This window comes from Stenotrophomonas sp. Steno-C18 (assembly GCF_056393195.1).
The window spans coordinates 89,458-104,362 of the sequence record NZ_JBWJOX010000002.1; the positions used below are offsets into that span (position 1 = coordinate 89,458).

Annotated in this window: 15 protein-coding genes; 10 read left to right on the forward strand and 5 right to left on the reverse strand. The window is 69.1% G+C overall.

Translation table 11 applies throughout. The features are described 5' to 3' along the window. The first annotated feature begins 236 nt into the window (after positions 1-236). Positions 237-731, forward strand: coding sequence for a PadR family transcriptional regulator (locus tag AC06FE_RS04910; protein ID WP_132863436.1), 495 nt, complete (start codon positions 237-239; stop codon positions 729-731). 84 nt (positions 732-815) lie between these two features. Then, the gene (locus tag AC06FE_RS04915; protein WP_478072404.1) at positions 816-1,607 is read left to right on the forward strand and encodes a siderophore-interacting protein; all 792 of its coding nucleotides are present in this window, start codon (positions 816-818) and stop codon (positions 1,605-1,607) included. A 119-nt stretch (positions 1,608-1,726) separates the two neighbouring features. On the opposite strand, the gene AC06FE_RS04920 is transcribed toward AC06FE_RS04915, so the two are convergent. Further along, positions 1,727-2,509, reverse strand: a complete 783-nt coding sequence (locus AC06FE_RS04920; RefSeq protein ID WP_478072405.1) for a hypothetical protein — start codon at positions 2,507-2,509, stop codon at positions 1,727-1,729. A gap of 42 nt (positions 2,510-2,551) precedes the next feature. Then, complete coding sequence (locus AC06FE_RS04925; protein WP_478072406.1) at positions 2,552-3,613, reverse strand: linear amide C-N hydrolase; 1,062 nt, start codon at positions 3,611-3,613, stop codon at positions 2,552-2,554. A 264-nt stretch (positions 3,614-3,877) separates the two neighbouring features. Between AC06FE_RS04925 and AC06FE_RS04930 the strand changes: the two genes are divergently transcribed. Next, on the forward strand, positions 3,878-4,189 hold the full coding sequence (locus tag AC06FE_RS04930; protein ID WP_478072408.1) for an I78 family peptidase inhibitor: 312 nt from the start codon (positions 3,878-3,880) through the stop codon (positions 4,187-4,189). A gap of 83 nt (positions 4,190-4,272) precedes the next feature. After that, the gene (locus AC06FE_RS04935; protein WP_446540678.1) at positions 4,273-4,587 is read left to right on the forward strand and encodes a hypothetical protein; all 315 of its coding nucleotides are present in this window, start codon (positions 4,273-4,275) and stop codon (positions 4,585-4,587) included. A gap of 134 nt (positions 4,588-4,721) precedes the next feature. On the opposite strand, the gene AC06FE_RS04940 is transcribed toward AC06FE_RS04935, so the two are convergent. Together AC06FE_RS04940 and AC06FE_RS04945 are read right to left on the reverse strand one after the other, a co-directional pair. Beyond that, complete coding sequence (locus AC06FE_RS04940; protein ID WP_192286776.1) at positions 4,722-5,432, reverse strand: YceI family protein; 711 nt, start codon at positions 5,430-5,432, stop codon at positions 4,722-4,724. A 90-nt stretch (positions 5,433-5,522) separates the two neighbouring features. Further along, positions 5,523-6,113, reverse strand: a complete 591-nt coding sequence (locus AC06FE_RS04945) for a malonic semialdehyde reductase (RefSeq protein WP_132863426.1) — start codon at positions 6,111-6,113, stop codon at positions 5,523-5,525. A gap of 131 nt (positions 6,114-6,244) precedes the next feature. Here AC06FE_RS04945 and AC06FE_RS04950 point away from each other — a divergent pair, with 131 nt between their 5' ends. From AC06FE_RS04950 to AC06FE_RS04970, 5 genes are all read left to right on the forward strand, one after another. Continuing rightward, positions 6,245-7,213, forward strand: coding sequence for a mitochondrial fission ELM1 family protein (locus AC06FE_RS04950; protein WP_132863424.1), 969 nt, complete (start codon positions 6,245-6,247; stop codon positions 7,211-7,213). A 118-nt stretch (positions 7,214-7,331) separates the two neighbouring features. Next, a complete protein-coding gene (locus AC06FE_RS04955) occupies positions 7,332-8,201 on the forward strand; it encodes a DUF2145 domain-containing protein (protein WP_478072409.1) in 870 nt (289 codons plus the stop codon). After that, complete coding sequence (locus tag AC06FE_RS04960) at positions 8,198-8,731, forward strand: hypothetical protein (protein ID WP_478072410.1); 534 nt, start codon at positions 8,198-8,200, stop codon at positions 8,729-8,731. Before AC06FE_RS04955 ends, AC06FE_RS04960 begins: the two co-directional genes overlap by 4 nt. Before the next feature lie 31 nt (positions 8,732-8,762). Further along, the gene (locus AC06FE_RS04965) at positions 8,763-9,278 is read left to right on the forward strand and encodes a hypothetical protein (protein WP_132863420.1); all 516 of its coding nucleotides are present in this window, start codon (positions 8,763-8,765) and stop codon (positions 9,276-9,278) included. A 376-nt stretch (positions 9,279-9,654) separates the two neighbouring features. Further along, positions 9,655-10,209, forward strand: a complete 555-nt coding sequence (locus AC06FE_RS04970; protein ID WP_132863419.1) for a queuosine precursor transporter — start codon at positions 9,655-9,657, stop codon at positions 10,207-10,209. A gap of 28 nt (positions 10,210-10,237) precedes the next feature. Here AC06FE_RS04970 and glnE read toward each other — a convergent pair whose 3' ends face one another. Then, entirely contained in the window at positions 10,238-13,060 is a 2,823-nt protein-coding gene (gene glnE / locus AC06FE_RS04975; protein WP_478072411.1) for a bifunctional [glutamate--ammonia ligase]-adenylyl-L-tyrosine phosphorylase/[glutamate--ammonia-ligase] adenylyltransferase, read from the reverse strand. A gap of 283 nt (positions 13,061-13,343) precedes the next feature. Here glnE and AC06FE_RS04980 point away from each other — a divergent pair, with 283 nt between their 5' ends. Further along, positions 13,344-14,858, forward strand: a complete 1,515-nt coding sequence (locus AC06FE_RS04980; RefSeq protein ID WP_132863417.1) for an acetyl-CoA hydrolase/transferase family protein — start codon at positions 13,344-13,346, stop codon at positions 14,856-14,858. The last annotated feature ends 47 nt before the right edge of the window (positions 14,859-14,905 follow it).

A 14,905-nucleotide genomic window follows, 5' to 3' on the forward strand; every position in this document is an offset into this window, starting at 1 on the left:
GGACAACCCCGGGAGAGCCTTGCGGCAGAACCAAGGCAGCGACGCGGCTGCAGGCTGGCAGCGCGGCGGGTCAGCGGCGTGACAGGCATGATCATGCTGCATTGCAGCAATTACCAGCCAGCGTGCTGCATCCCGCTGGCGAAACGCTCTGTCTGGCTGCCCGCAGCCGCCGGGTGTTGCCCAGATGGAGTTTTCGATATATCGTTTCGAACGTTTCGATATATCGAAAAGACCCGATGAGTGCCACCGAACCCCGTCGCCGCCCCTCCCCCCGCCCGCTGGGCCGGGGCGACCTGCGCCTGCTGCTGCTGTCGCTGATCGGCCAGGCGCCGCGCCATGGCTACGAGCTGATCCAGCAGGTCAGCGAGATGTTCATGCGCGTCTACACGCCCAGCGCCGGCTCGGTGTACCCGCTGCTGGCCGACTTCGAGAACCAGCGCTGGGTGCAGGCCGAGGAGGAAGGCGGCCGCAAGCGCTACCACATCACCGCCGTCGGCCAGGCCCAGTTGAAGCTGCGCCAGGGCGAGGTGGACGACGCGCTGCTGCGTGCGCGCCACAGCGCGCGCGTGATCACCAAGGCCAACCTGCCGCCGTCGGTGCGCGAAGCCATGCGCGAGCTCACCCATTCGATGATGCAGCGCCATGGCCGCTGGCAGGGCGCCGACGTCGAACGCATCACCGCACTGCTGGACGAGGCCACCGCGCTGGTGCGCGATACCCCGCCCGAGTAAGCCCTCCCCCTTTCGTTACGACCCAGCCAGAGCGATCCAGCCAGGTCACCCCGGCCCATGCCGTCATTGACCCCAGGTACTGCCATGTCCTTGCATGAAACCCAGTTGATCCGCTTCACTCCCCGCTTCCGCCACCTGCAGGTGCTGCGCAGCGAACGCCTGACCCCGAACATGCAGCGCATCGTGGTGGGAGGCGATGCGCTGGAAGGCTTCGACAGCCGCGCACCGGATGACCACGTCAAGCTGTTCTTTCCCAACGCCGAAGGCCAGTTCGTGCTGCCGGTGCTGACCGAGCAGGGCCCGCGTTACCCGGAAGGCCAGCTGCCCTCGCCGGCCCGCGATTACACCCCGCGCCTGTACGACGCCGACGCCGGCGAGCTGGTGCTGGACTTCGTGCTGCACGGCGACGGCCCGGCCACACAGTGGGCCGCGCATGCCAAGGCCGGCGATGCACTGGTGGTGGCCGGCCCACGTGGCTCGCACGTGATTGCCGACGATTTCGACGCCTATGTGCTGATTGGCGACGAAACCGCCCTGCCCGCCATTGCTCGCCGCCTGGAGGAGTTGCCCGAAGGCGCAGTGGCCGAGGTGTTCATCGAGATCCCGGAAGAAGGCGACCGCCAGCCGTTGCACAGCGCTGCACAGGTCACCGTGTCGTGGTTCGAGCGCAATGGCGTGGATGCGGCCACCAGCACCTTGCTGGAGGACGCGCTGGTCGACTTCGAGCAACCCGACGGCGATGCGTTCTACTGGATTGCCACTGAATCCAAGCGCGCCCGGATGATGCGCAAGTTCGTCGAAGGCCACCTGCAGGTGCCGAAGGACTGGACCCACGCCGCTGGCTATTGGAAGGCGAACTCGAACGACGCGGAATGAGTGGTGGAGAGCGGTTGCCTTCCGGCCGGCGTGTTTGGCTGCTTCGTCAGAAGCACCCCTCCCCAGCCCTCCCCTACGCCGTTGGCGCAAGGGAGGGGGCAGTCATGTGCGGCCCTGCCTCACGGCAAGGCGACCGCGCCGTGTCCCTTGCCGAACAGGAACGTCAGGCCCAGCATCGGACCGGACAGGTCCACGTCCAGCCGTCGCCCGTGCTCGCGGTAATCCACGCTCAGGTGGCGGTAGCCCATCGACACGAACAGATTGTCACGGGCCTGGTAGTTGGCCAGCGCCAGCACCTGCCAGGTCGCGTCCGACCCCACGCCGAAACCACCGGCATCGGCGTACACCAACGTTGACCAGCGCGGTGCCACGGCCTGCCGCCAGCGCGCGGCGATGACCGGGTCAACGAAGGAAAACTTCGACCGTGCCGAACCGATGCCGGTCGCGTCCACCGCAGTGCTGACATCCCAATGCCGCAGTCCCGCCATCAGGTCCACTCCGGCCGCCTCGGTCGGGGCGAAGGCATAGCCGGCGGTCAGCGTGGCCGAGGTCTGGCGCACCTTCGCCCGCGCCGACAGGCCCATCGGCAGTGCGGCCGAGTCGGACGTGGAGGCGTGGGTGAGGTCGGCCTGCAGCACGAAGCGGTCGCGTCGCGCGGTGGCGGTGACGAAGGCCGCCGCATCCAGGCTCTCGAACAACTCCGCGAACGACTTGTCCACGTCGGCGGCCGGCGCACTGCGGAACGGCCGCACCTGGCCTTCCAGGCCACTCATCCACACATACGGCGTGGCCTGGAAACGCCAGCGGCCGTCCTGCGCGGCCTCCTGCGCCTGCACCGCAGGCAGCGCGCCCGCGGCCAACAGCACCACTGCAATGCAACGGTGAACGGCCAGATGCCGCATGCCATGCCCTCCTTGTCGAAACACGTCCGTGGCCACCGCCGCTCAGATCCCCAGGAAGCGAAACGCGGGCGTTTCCTTGAACTGGTCATTCGCCTCACCGGCGTAGGTGGTGCGCTGGAACTCGCCCAGGTCCAGCCGCCGTACCTTGCCGCTGGCCTCGCTGAAGTCGAGCTTCTTCATGTCCACCCAGAACACGTTGGGCGTGAGTGCCGATTCGAAGAAGTACAGCAGGCGCTTCTGGTCGGCCACGGTGCGCCAGCGCGTGGAGGAGATGTTGGGCTGGTCCGGCGTGGTGATGCCGTACGGCACCGACACGTTGCGGATCACGCTGAACACGCTGGCGATGGATTCCACCGGGTCCTCGGCCTTGGGAATGGCGTTGACGTAGAACGACGCACGCGCGAAGCGATCGGAGGCGCGGTTGGTGCCGGGCAACATCACGGTGCCGCCGATCTGCCGCCAGTAGCTTTCCAGCGCCAGCTGCTCCTCGAAGATCGGCGAGTTGGTCATCACCTGGTAGTCGCGGCTGTGGTGGATGACCTGCTTGCCCTTGATGTACTCGATGATGGCGCTGTCGCCGCTGGCATCGGAAATGGACAGGTGCAGCGTGGCCATGCGCTGCTCGCCGGGCGGGCTGTCGGAGACCAGCAGGAACGGTTCGCGCGAGAGCGCCTTCACCGCTTCGTCGACGGTGCCGAAGTTGTCCAGCACGTACTGCGTCCACGCCGCGATGCTCAGCCCCGGCTTGCCGGTGGTGCGCTCGGGGTACTCCGATTCGGCCAGCCACAACAGGTTGGCGACCAGCCCGGCTTCGTTCATGCCGTCGGTGGTGGAGATGTCGTAGGCACTGGCGATGACGCTGCCGTAGCGCGAGGTCCACTGCAGCGAGTTGGGCCCGGCTTCGCCACTGCGCTTCATGCCGCGCGGGAAGGTCCACAGGTGCGTGCCGGTGTCGATCTTGTAGTCCATCGAGCGCCCGGTGATCACTTCACCGTTGGCACCGTGATAGACGAAGCGTGTGCAGGCTTCGGCCTGCGGAAGGGCCAGTGCACCACACAGGAACGTGGCACAGGCAGCGGCAATGGATCGTCTGATGCGCTTCATGGATCACTCCCCTAAAGTTGAACAGCACATTGCATGCAGGCCGGATCATGCCACCAATGTGTTGCGCGCCGGCGGCGCCGAATGCGCGGGTGTGATCGGCTTCGCAACCCGTTGCTGCGCGCAGGTTGAAACCGCAGGAACGGCGTCGTTCGGGATGGTGGGGAATCTCACGCACGCACACATTGTTTCGGATCAATCGTGCGGCCATTGCCGGCTGGTATGCTCGGCCCAACCACCTCCGGCCGCAGACTCCCGGGTCCATGCATGAACCTGTTCCGCATCCACAAGGCGTTGTTGCCCGCCGCTTCCATTGTGTTCGCTGCGGCATTGGGTGGCTGCCTGACCACACCCGGGCCGACCATCGCCGGCGATGGCCGCTGCAGCGCGACCGAGCTGCAATGGGCGGTGGGGCAGCCGGGCGACGAGGCCACCATGCGCCGGCTTTCGCGTGAAAGCGGCGCCGGCCTGGTCAACCCGATCACGCCGACCACCATCGTCTCGCGCGACATCCGCCAGGACCGCCTGCGGGTGTACCTGGACGCCGGGAACGTGATCACCGCCGTGCGCTGCGATTAATCGCCGCCCGGCCACCGCGCCGGACGGCATCCGTACAAAATGGCGCTGCTATGCTCAGCGCCCCTGTTGCCATTGGAATGCCCATGGAGCGCGCCACTTCCCTTCGTACGCTGCTGGTTGCCGCTGTGCTGGCAGCCGGCCTGAGTGCCTGCCAGAGCACGCCCACCCCGTCGGCCGCGCGCGACACCGACTTCGGCCGCTGCAGCGATGCCGGCGTGCAGTGGGCCGTGGGCAAGACCAACGACGAACCCACCATCCGCCGCCTGAAGCAGGAAAGTGGCGCCGGGCTGGTCAACCCGATCGGCCCGGGCACCATCGTCTCGCGCGACATCCGCCAGGACCGCCTGCGGGTGTACGTGGATGCGGGGAATGTGATCACCGCGGTGCGCTGCGAGTAAGCGCGTTACCCCTCCCCGGCCCTCGCCTTGCCTGCGGCAATGGGAGGGCAGCGGCACTGCTCCCATCCAGAACAAAGGCCCGCCATTGCTGGCGGGCCTTTGTCATGTCGCATGCCGGCCGGGGCCGGAGCCGATTACTCGGCCTTGGCTTCTTCAGCCTTCGGGACCAGGGCTTCGGTGGTGATGCGCACCTTGATCTCGTCGCCGACGTTCGGCACGTAGGCACCCATGCCGAAATCGCTGCGCTTCAGGGTCGCGGTGGCGTCGAAGCCGACGGCCGGCACCTTGGCCATCGGGTGCTCGCCGGCACCGTTGACGGTCACGTCCAGCACGACCGGCTTGGTCACGCCCTTGACGGTCAGGTCACCGGTGACGGTCAGCTTGTTGGTGCCGGCCGCTTCCACCTTGGTGCTCTTGAAGGTGGCGGTCGGGAACTTGGCGGCGTCGAAGAAATCGGCGCTGCGCAGGTGCTCGTCGAACTTGGCGGTGAAGCTGTTCAGGCCCGACAGCGGCAGGGTCACTTCCACGGTCGACTTGGTCACGTCGGCGGCGTCGTACACCAGGGTGCCGTCGGCGTTGCCGAAGTGCGCGGTCGGGTTGGAGAAGCCCAGGTGGTTCCACTGCACCAGCACGTCGGTGTGGGTCGGGTCGAGCTTGTAGGTGCCGGCGGCAACCTGGATGGCGGCCGCTTCCGGCGCAGCCGGGGCAGCGGCGGCGGCTTCGGCCGGCGCAGCGGTTTCAGCCGGGGTGGCGGCCGGTGCGGCAGCCGGGTCGGCCGGCTTGGAGCAGGCGGTGATGGCGGCGGCCAGCGCCAGCGGGAGCAACAGCTTGGACAGGTTGGACATGGAACTCTCCTTGAGGACGGGAATGGGGAATGCAGGCAGTTTCAACATACCCGGCGTTGCCCGATGTGAGGGACGCCGCCGGTGCAACACTTACTCGATGCGCGCGGCTTCGTCGAAGGACAGCCGCGGCAGGCGCGGGAACACGCCGGACGGGTCGCCATAGCCCAGGTTGACGAGGAAATTGGACTTGATGGCGGTGCCGGCGAAGAACGCTTCGTCCACCTTGGCCGGGTCGAAGCCGGACATCGGGCCGGCATCCAGGCCCAGCGTGCGGGCGGCCAGGATCAGGTAGGCACCCTGCAGGGTGCCGTTGCGGAACGCCGCCTCGTGGCGGCCTTCGCGCGGGCCGTCGAACCAGGACTTGGCGTCGGCGTGCGGGAACAGGTACGGCAGCTTCTCGTGGAAATCCTGGTCGAAACCGATGATCGCCGTGACCGGCGCGGCCAGGGTCTTGGCCAGGTTGCCCTCGGACAGGGCCGGCGCCAGCTTCTGCTTGGCCTCGGCGGACTTCACGAACACGAAGCGTGCCGGGCTCGAGTTGGCCGAGGTCGGCGCCCACTTCAGCAGGTCGTACAGGGCACGCAGCTGGCTGTCCTCGACCGGGCGGTCCTGGAAGGCGTTCTGGGTACGGGCGGTGCGGAACAGCTGGTCAAGCGCGGCATCGTTGAAGATGTCGGACATGGAAACTCCGTGGTGAAAGGGCTACGGTCGTGCATTGCGCCGGAAAGCCCCGGACAATGGCAACGTCGATGCAAGGACGCAGTGTAGAACGCCCCGACTGTTGCAACACCCAGACTTACTGAAACGAATTAATGCCATACGCGAAACGATCGACGCTTCCCTGGACGATCACCGACGGCCGCGCCGGCAACGTGCGCCAGGCCGTGGCGTTGGCATCGACGCTGCGCCTGGGCGGCCAACAACGGCTGGCATTGCAGCCGCAGGCGCCCTGGCGCTGGCTGTCGCCGCGGCTGCTGCCCGGCGCCGCGCACGGCTTTGGCCCCACCTTCGCCGAGCTGGCCGGCAACCCGCCGGGGCTGGCCATCGGCTGTGGCCGGCAGGCCGCAGCGGCGCTGCGGCTGCTGGGCCGCCGCGGCACCCGCACCGTGCAGATCCTGGACCCGCGCATCGGCGCGCGCCACTGGGACCTGGTGGTGGTGCCCGAGCATGACCGCCTGCGCGGCGACAACGTGCTCACCCTGCTGGGCAGCCTCAACCCGGTCAACGACGACTGGCTGGCCTGGGGCCGCGCGGCGTTCTCCAGCTTCGAACAACTGCCCGGCCCGCGCACCGCGCTGCTCGTCGGTGGCCCCACCGACCATGCGCCGTGGCAGGACGCCGACCTGCAGCCGCTGTTCGCGCAACTGGCCGCGCGCATCCGCGCCGACGGCGGCAGCGTGCTGGCGACCACCTCGCGGCGCACCCCGCGGGCGACCACACAGGCCCTGCTGCGTGCCTTCGACGACGTGCCCGGGGTGATCTGGAGCGATGGCGGCGATGGTTCCAATCCCTATGCGGGGCTGCTGGGCTGGGCCGACCGCATCGTGTGCACGCCGGACTCGGTGAACCTGCTGTCCGAGGCCTGCGCCACGCGGGTGCCGGTAGGCGTGCTGCTGGGACAGCGCGCGCAGGGGCGGATGGCGCATTTCCAGGCCGCGTTGCGCGAACGCGGGCGGTTGCTGGACGGCCTGGCGGTGCTTGATCCGCCCGCACAGGACGTCGAGCCATTGCGGGAGACGGCACGGATCGCGGCCGACGTCCGCGCACGGCTGGGCCTGTAACCGGCCATGCCCCACCGCACGTGGCCCGGCGCCACGGTCCCCGCGAACGCAAGGCGGCCGTGCCGGTAACCCCTGAACTAACGATTCCTTTTCGAATGCCATGCAAGGATGCGCGCCAATGAAACACCGCAGAACACGCCTGCTGACCGCCTGCATCGGGTTGTCCGCCCTCACCGCACCGGCCTTTGCCCAGCAGGCCTGCGCACCGCGCTATCCGCCGCCCACCACCATCGCAGCGATGTTCGACATGGCCGCGGTCACCGCGGACACGCTCGATGCCCTGCCCGACGTGGACGTGGTGCTGGCCGCGCGTGGCGGCCAGGACCTGAGCAAGTACGGCCTGCGCCACAGCCACCTGGCCTTCCTGGTGCGCAATGACCAGGGCAGCTGGGACGTGGTGCACCTGCTCAACCGCTGCAAGACCGACCACTCCGACCTGTACCGCGAAGGGCTGGTCAACCTGGTCGGCGAAAGCTCGATCACCACCGACCTGCGCGTGGGCGTCCCGACGCCGGCGGTGCGCGGCGCGTTGAAGGCGCTGCTGGCCGGCGCGGCGCCGCAGGCCCGTGCGCTGCATGAGCCGCGCTACAGCATGCTGGCCTACCCCGGCAGCACCGAGTACCAGAATTCCAACCAGTGGATCCTGGAGGTCACCGCCGCGGCAATGGCGCAGTCCGGCGACGGCACCGTGCTGGACGACCGCAAGCGCACCCTGGATTGGCTCCAGCAGCGTGGCTACACGCCCAGCCGCATGCACATCGGCATCGGCAAGCGCCTGGGTGCGCGGTTCTTCGCCGACAACGTGGCCGTCACCGACCATCCGGCCAGCGAACGCATCTCCGGCAACTATTCAGTGGTGACGGTGGAGTCGGTGTTCGACTTCCTGCACCGCAGCGGCGCGCTGGAACGCGAGTTGTCCATCCCCCACCAGACCCCGGTGCCGGCGGTGACCGGCATGGCGTCCCCACGACAGGCGTCCTCCCCATGAAGCACCTGATCCGCAGCAGCGCACTCACCTTCGCCATCGTCGCTGGCCTGGGCCTGGCCAGCGCCCCCGCACAAGCGGGCATGGACGGGCTGAACCTCAACGGCTCGCAGGGCTCGGTGCTGGTGGCCGGCTTCAGCGCGGTGATGGTGGTGTCCGGGCCGATGTTCCTGTCGGCCGCCGGCGTGCGCGGCGCGGCCGACATGTCCAAGGCATCGCGCGAGCGCCGCGGGGAGAAGCGCCGCCTCAGCGCCGGGCACCTACCGGACCTGGAGGTCAAGTCGATCGAGACCGCGGCCGATGGCGGCCGCCGGGTGGCGCTGGAAGACCCCGGCAATCCCGAGAACCGCGCCACGCTGGAATGGCCCAAGCGCGAGGACGACCCCGCGGCCGGCTTCCGCGTGGGGGCGATGATCGCCTTCCAGCCCAGCCCGCAGGGCGCCGGCTGGATGCTGCGCGATACCGAGGGCACGGCGCTGGCGTTCGTGCCGAGCATCGAAGCGGTGGATGAAAGCCGCACCCGCACGTTGTGAACCCGTCGTTTTTCTTTCCCCAGGAATTCCCATGAAGACCCCGCTTACCCTGTTTGTCGCCAGCGTTGCCGTGACCTGCCTGCTGGCGGTGGCGCCGGCACGCGCCGGCGAAGGCATGAACAAGTCCGAGATCAGCACGCTGGTGGTGTCTGCGGGCGCCTCGATGCTGGTGTCGGCGCCGTTGTTCCTGGCCGCCGGCGTGAGCGGCAAGGCCGGCGAGTCGTCCACCCGGGCGCGCAATGACCGCCAGGCACGGCGCCTGACCGCCGGCCCGCTGCCGGACATGCAGGTGAAGTCGATCACCGAAGCAGCCGATGGCGGCCGCACCGTCGCGCTGGAAGACCCGAGCAACGCGGAGAACACCGCGCAACTGCATTGGCCGCAGCGCGAGGACAACCCGGCCGCCAACTTCAACGTCGGCCAACGGGTCGCCTTCACGCCCAGCCCGCAGGGCGCCGGCTGGATGCTGCGCGCCGAGGACGGCGCGGTGCTGACCTTCGTGCCGACCGTCGAAGCCTCCGACGACAGCCGCACGCAGGTGCTTTGACGGGGGAAGGCTTACCCCTCCCCAGCCCTCCCCTGCGCCTGCGGCGCAAGGGAGGGGGCAGTTCCGCATGGTCTTTCAGATTGCGGCAAAAGCCGCTTTGGCCCCCTCCCTTGCGTCGTAGGCGCAGGGGAGGGTTGGGGAGGGGTGCGGTTTGACCCCCGGCGGCCCCCTGCTCAAGCTGCCCTCACCCCAACCCCTCTCCCGCAAGCGGGAGAGGGGCTTTGTGCGCATCCCCTGGCGACGGGGTCTGGGCCGCCTTTACATGGCGGCCAGCAACCTGCGGGTACAATGCGCCCCTGCCTTGCTGCCCGTCCGGGCGCGGCTGCCCCCCTTTCCCTTGTCGATGCGGCGCCTCACGGTGCTGCCCGTAGTGCCCATGTCCCCACATCCGTCCATCCGTTTCGCCCCGCTTACCCCCACCTCGCTGCTGCTGGCAGTGCTGGCGATGGGCGCCGTGGTGCTGGGCTCGAATGTGCTGGTGCAGTACCCGATCAATGACTGGTTGACCTGGGGTGCCTTCAGCTACCCGGTCGCGTTCCTGGTCAGCAACCTGATCAACCGCCGCTTCGGCCCGCAGGCCGCGCGCCGCGTGGCCTGGGCCGGTTTCGCGGTGGCGGTGGTGCTGTCGGTCTGGATCGCCACCCCGCGCATCGCGGTGGCCTCGTGCCTGGCCTTCATCTGCGCGCAGCTGCTGGACATCACCGTGTTCGACCGCCTGCGCGTAGGCAACTGGTGGCGCGCACCGATGGTGGCCACCACCTGCAGCGCCACGCTGGACACGGCCATCTTCTGGTCGATCGCCTTCGCCGGTTCACAGCTGCCGTGGGTCAGCTGGGCGGTCGGCGACTGGCTGGTCAAGCTCGGCATCGGCCTGTGCCTGCTGGCGCCGTTCCGTGCCCTGCTGTGGAAGATGGCACCGGTGAAGCAGTAACCGCCAGGCGCCTCGCCGCCGGCGTACCTCACTCCCCGGCGCCGCCCGGGAACACCAGGCCCTTGCCCACCGCCGCGGCGGTGATCGCCGCACAGGCGGCCTGGATCTCCGCCGTCGGCACCGCCATGCGCGGGCGCCGGTCCAACGTGCAGCCCAGCCCCACGTCCAGCAGCGTCGCGTGCGCATCGTGCAGCGCCGCCGCGGTGTCTTCCTGCAGCCAACCGACGCCGGCCAGGGCGGTGATCAGGCGTGGGGTCTGGCGGGGGCCGCACAACGCGTGATGCACCGCGGCCTGCGACAGCACCCCGGTCTGCAGCACGAACTCCAGGTCAACCAGCCCGCCCGCACCCTGCTTCAGGTCCAGCCGTCCGGCATCGCTGCGGTCCAGTTCGGCGCGCATGCGGCCGCGCATCTTCATCACGTCGCCGAACAGGGTTTCCGCGTCGCGCGCCCGGCCCAGCGTGGCATCGCGCACCTGCTCGAAATCGGCCAGCAGCGACCCGGTGCCGGCAACCCCGCGCGCGCGTACCAGCGCCTGGTGTTCCCAGGTCCAGGCACGCTCGCGCTGGTACTCGGTGTAGCTGGCCAGCGAAGACACCAGCGCACCCTTGCCACCGTCCGGGCGCAGCCGCACGTCGATGTCGTACAGGCGCCCGGCGGCGGTCACCGCCGACAGCAGCGCCATCACCTTCTGCGCCAGGCGTGCGAACCAGCGCCCGCTTTCCAGCGGTCGCTTGCCATCGCTCTCCTCGGCCTCGGCCGGATGGTCATACAGGAACACCAGGTCCAGGTCCGAGCCGAAGCCCAGCTCCTCGCCGCCCAGGCTGCCGTAGCCGATGATCGCGAAGCGCCCGCCCGGCACCTCACCGTGTGCATGGCGCATGTCCGCGCGCGCCATCTCCAGCACGGTGACCACCACGGCATCGGCCAGCTGCGCCAACTGCAACGTGCAGTCCACCGCACGCTGGCGGCCATCGTGGAAGGCCAGCGCCATGCGGAAGCTCAGCGCCAGGCGCACTTCATTGAGCGCGCGCAGCGCCGCTTCCGGGTCGTCGATGGCCAGCGCGGCCGAACAGGCGTCCTGCATTTCCTGCGCCCCGGGCATCGGCCCGGCCACGCGCGTGTCCAGCAGTTCGTCCAGCAACAGCGGGAACGCCACCAACCGTTCGGACAACAGCGCGCTGCGCGCCAGCACGTTGACCAGGCGGGTCAGCGCGCTGGGCTGTTCGTCCAGCAGTGCCAGGTAGCTGGTGCGCCGCAGGATCGACTGCAGCAGCCCGAGCACGCGCCGCAGCGCGGCGTCCGGCTGCGGCGAGCGGGTGGCCGCATGCAGCAGCGCCGGCAGCACCCGGTCCAGCCGCGCGCGCGCGTTGTCCGACAGCGACTTCACGCCCAGCGACTGGGCGAACTCACGCAGCGACTGGTCGGCACCGGCCGCATCGGCGAAACCGGCCTCGGCCAGCACCTCGGCGCTGCCGCCACCGGGCAGCACGCGCCAGTAGCTGGCCAGCGCATCGGGCGCGGCCTGGCCCTGGCGCGGGGCCAGCAACGCGCCGAACTCGGTGCCCACGCGCTGGCGTTGCGCATCCAGCGCCCGCAGCAGCGCCTCCCAGTTGGCGTAGTCCAGGCCCAGCGCGATGCGCTCGCGGTCCAGCGGGTCGGTCGGCAGGCTGTGGGTCTGCGCATCGCGCAGCATCTGCAGGCGGTTTTCCACGCGCCGCAGGAAACGGTAGGCGCTGATCAGGTCCTGGCCATCCTGCTCGGCCATCTGCCCGGCATCCATCAGCGCGCGCAGTGCCGGCAGCAGGCGCCGCTCGCGCAGCGCCGCCTCGCGGCCGCCGCGGATCAACTGCAGCGCCTGGGCCAGGAACTCGATCTCGCGGATGCCACCGGGGCCGCGCTTGATGTCGTCCACGCGGTCCTTGCGCGCGACCTCGGCGGTGATGGCCGCCTTCATCTCGCGCAGGCCATCGAGCGCGGTGAAATCCAGGTAGCGGCGGTAGACGAACGGCCGCAGCGTTTCCAGCCAGGCCTCGCCGGCGGCGATGTCACCGGCCACGGCGCGCGCCTTGATCCAGGCATAGCGCTCCCAGTCGCGGCCCTCGCGCTGGAAGTACTGGTCCATGCCGGCGAACGACAAGGCCACCCGCCCGGCGGTGCCGAATGGGCGCAGGCGCAGGTCGACGCGGTGGCAGAAGCCTTCGGCGGTGGTTTCATCCAGCAGCCGGGCCAGGCGCTGGCCCAACCGCGCGAAGTACTCCTCGGCCGCCAGCGGACGCGCGCCGTCGGACTCGCCGCCTTCCGGGTAGGCGTAGACCAGGTCGATGTCGGAGGAGAAATTCAGCTCACCGCCGCCGAGCTTGCCCAGCCCGAACACCACCAGCCGCTGCACGCCGCCGTCGGCGCTGCGCACCACGCCGTGGCGGCTGGCGAATTCCTGCTCCAGCGCGGCCAGCGCCAGCTGCAGGCAGTCCTCGGCCAGCCGGGTGGCCCCGGCCAGGGTGGCGTCCACGTCATCCAGCCCCTGCAGGTCGCGCCAGATCAACCGGGTGGAGGCCGCCGCGCGGTAGCGGCGCAGCTGGGTGGGCCAGGCGGTGGGCTGCAGCGGGTCCAGTCCGGGCAACGGGACCGGGGCCGGATCGGGGGCGGCCAGCCGCTCCAGCAGCTCCGGCTGCCGGCACAGCGTGTCGATGGCGAAGTCGCTGGCGATGGCCAGCCGGCGCAGCCCCGCCTCGACGTCCTGCGACGGCGGCCAGCGCGCCGGGTCCGGCAACGCCAGCTTGAGGCGGGCCAAGGCCCGGTCAATCACCGGGGCAACGTATTCAGGAACTGCGGCGGGGGAATTTTCCATCCGCCGATTCTGGCATCTGCGCATGCCAGCGGTCGCCATCTGCGGCGATCGGCCATTAAAAAAGCCCGCTGACAGCGAACTGTCAGCGGGCTTTGCTCCCTCCCCCACGTCGGGATGCAGGGTGATCGTGCGGCCTGCGGAAGCAACTTGCACGCTGCAGTGCAAAACAGTACTTGGCGGTACAAGAGCCTGCGGGCCACAAAAACCATCCCACCAAGGTAGAACCCCCCAGCCCCGCGGGAAGGGCGATAATCGACGGTCCCCACAACAACCCGTAGTCGTCATGTCTGTCGAACGCATCCTGGACGCGCGCCTGCGCGACCGCATCGTCTCCGCCGAACAAGCCGCGGCGCTGATCCAGCCGGGCGAAACCGTCGCCATGAGCGGCTTCACCGGTTCGGGCTACCCCAAGGCGGTGCCGATGGCGCTGGCCAAGCGCATCGAGGACGTGCATGCGCAAGGCCTGCCGTTCCAGATCAAGCTGATGACCGGTGCCTCCACCGCGCCCGAACTGGACGGCGCGCTGGCCAAGGCCGACGGCATCGCCATGCGCATGCCGTTCCAGACCGACCCCGATGCGCGCAAGCGCATCAACGACGGCAAGCTGGACTACATCGACATCCACCTCTCGCACGTCGCCCAGCACGTGTGGTTCGGTTTCTACGGCGAGATCGACACCGCCGTGGTCGAGGTCTCGGCCATCCGCGCCGATGGTGCGTTGGTGCCGTCCACCTCGGTCGGCAACAACAAGACCTGGCTGGACCTGGCCAAGAAGGTGATCATCGAGGTCAACGAGTGGCAGCCCGCCGACATCGAGGGCATGCACGACATCTACTACGGCACCGCGCTGCCGCCGCACCGCAAGCCGATCCCGCTGATCCACGCCAACGACCGCATCGGCCAGACCACGCTGGACGTGGACCCGGACAAGATCGTGGCGGTGGTGCGCACCAATGGCCCGGACCGCAACAGCCCGTTCAAGCCGATCGACGAGGACAGCCGCCTGATCGCCGGCCACCTGATCGAGTTCCTCAAGCACGAAGTGGCCAAGGGCCGCCTGCCGCACAACCTGCTGCCGCTGCAGTCGGGCGTGGGCAACATCCCCAACGCCGTGCTCGCCGGCCTTGCCGACAGTGGCCTGCGCGGGCTCAGTGCGTTCACCGAGGTGATCCAGGACGGCATGCTGGACCTGCTCAAGTCCGGCGTGCTCGAGTACGCCTCGTGCACCGGCTTCGCGCTGAGCCCGGAGGCGAACGAGGAGTTCAAGCGCAACATCCGGTTCTACCGCGACCGCATCATCATGCGCACGCAGGAAATGTCGAACCACCCGGAGCTGGTGCGCCGGCTGGGCTGCATCGGCATGAACGGCATGATCGAGGTGGACATCTACGGCAACGTGAACTCCACCCACGTCATGGGCAGCCGCATCATGAACGGCATCGGCGGTTCGGGCGACTTCACCCGCAACGGCTTCCTGTCCACCTTCCTGAGCCCGTCGATGGCCAAGGGCGGCAGCATCTCGGCGATCGTGCCGATGGTCAGCCACGTCGACCACACCGAGCACGACGTCTCGATCATCGTCACCGAGCAGGGCCTGGCCGACCTGCGCGGCCTGCCGCCGCGCGCCCGCGCCCGCCAGGTGATCGACAACTGCGCGCACCCGGGCTACCGCGACCAGCTCAACGACTACTTCGACCGCGCCTGCCGCGACAGCTACGGCAAGCACACCCCGCACCTGCTGCCCGAAGCGCTGTCCTGGCACCAGCGCTACATCGACACGGGCAGCATGAAGGCCTGAGCAACGCCCGCGGCAGCGGGCATGCAGTCGCAGCACCGAAGCAGCCG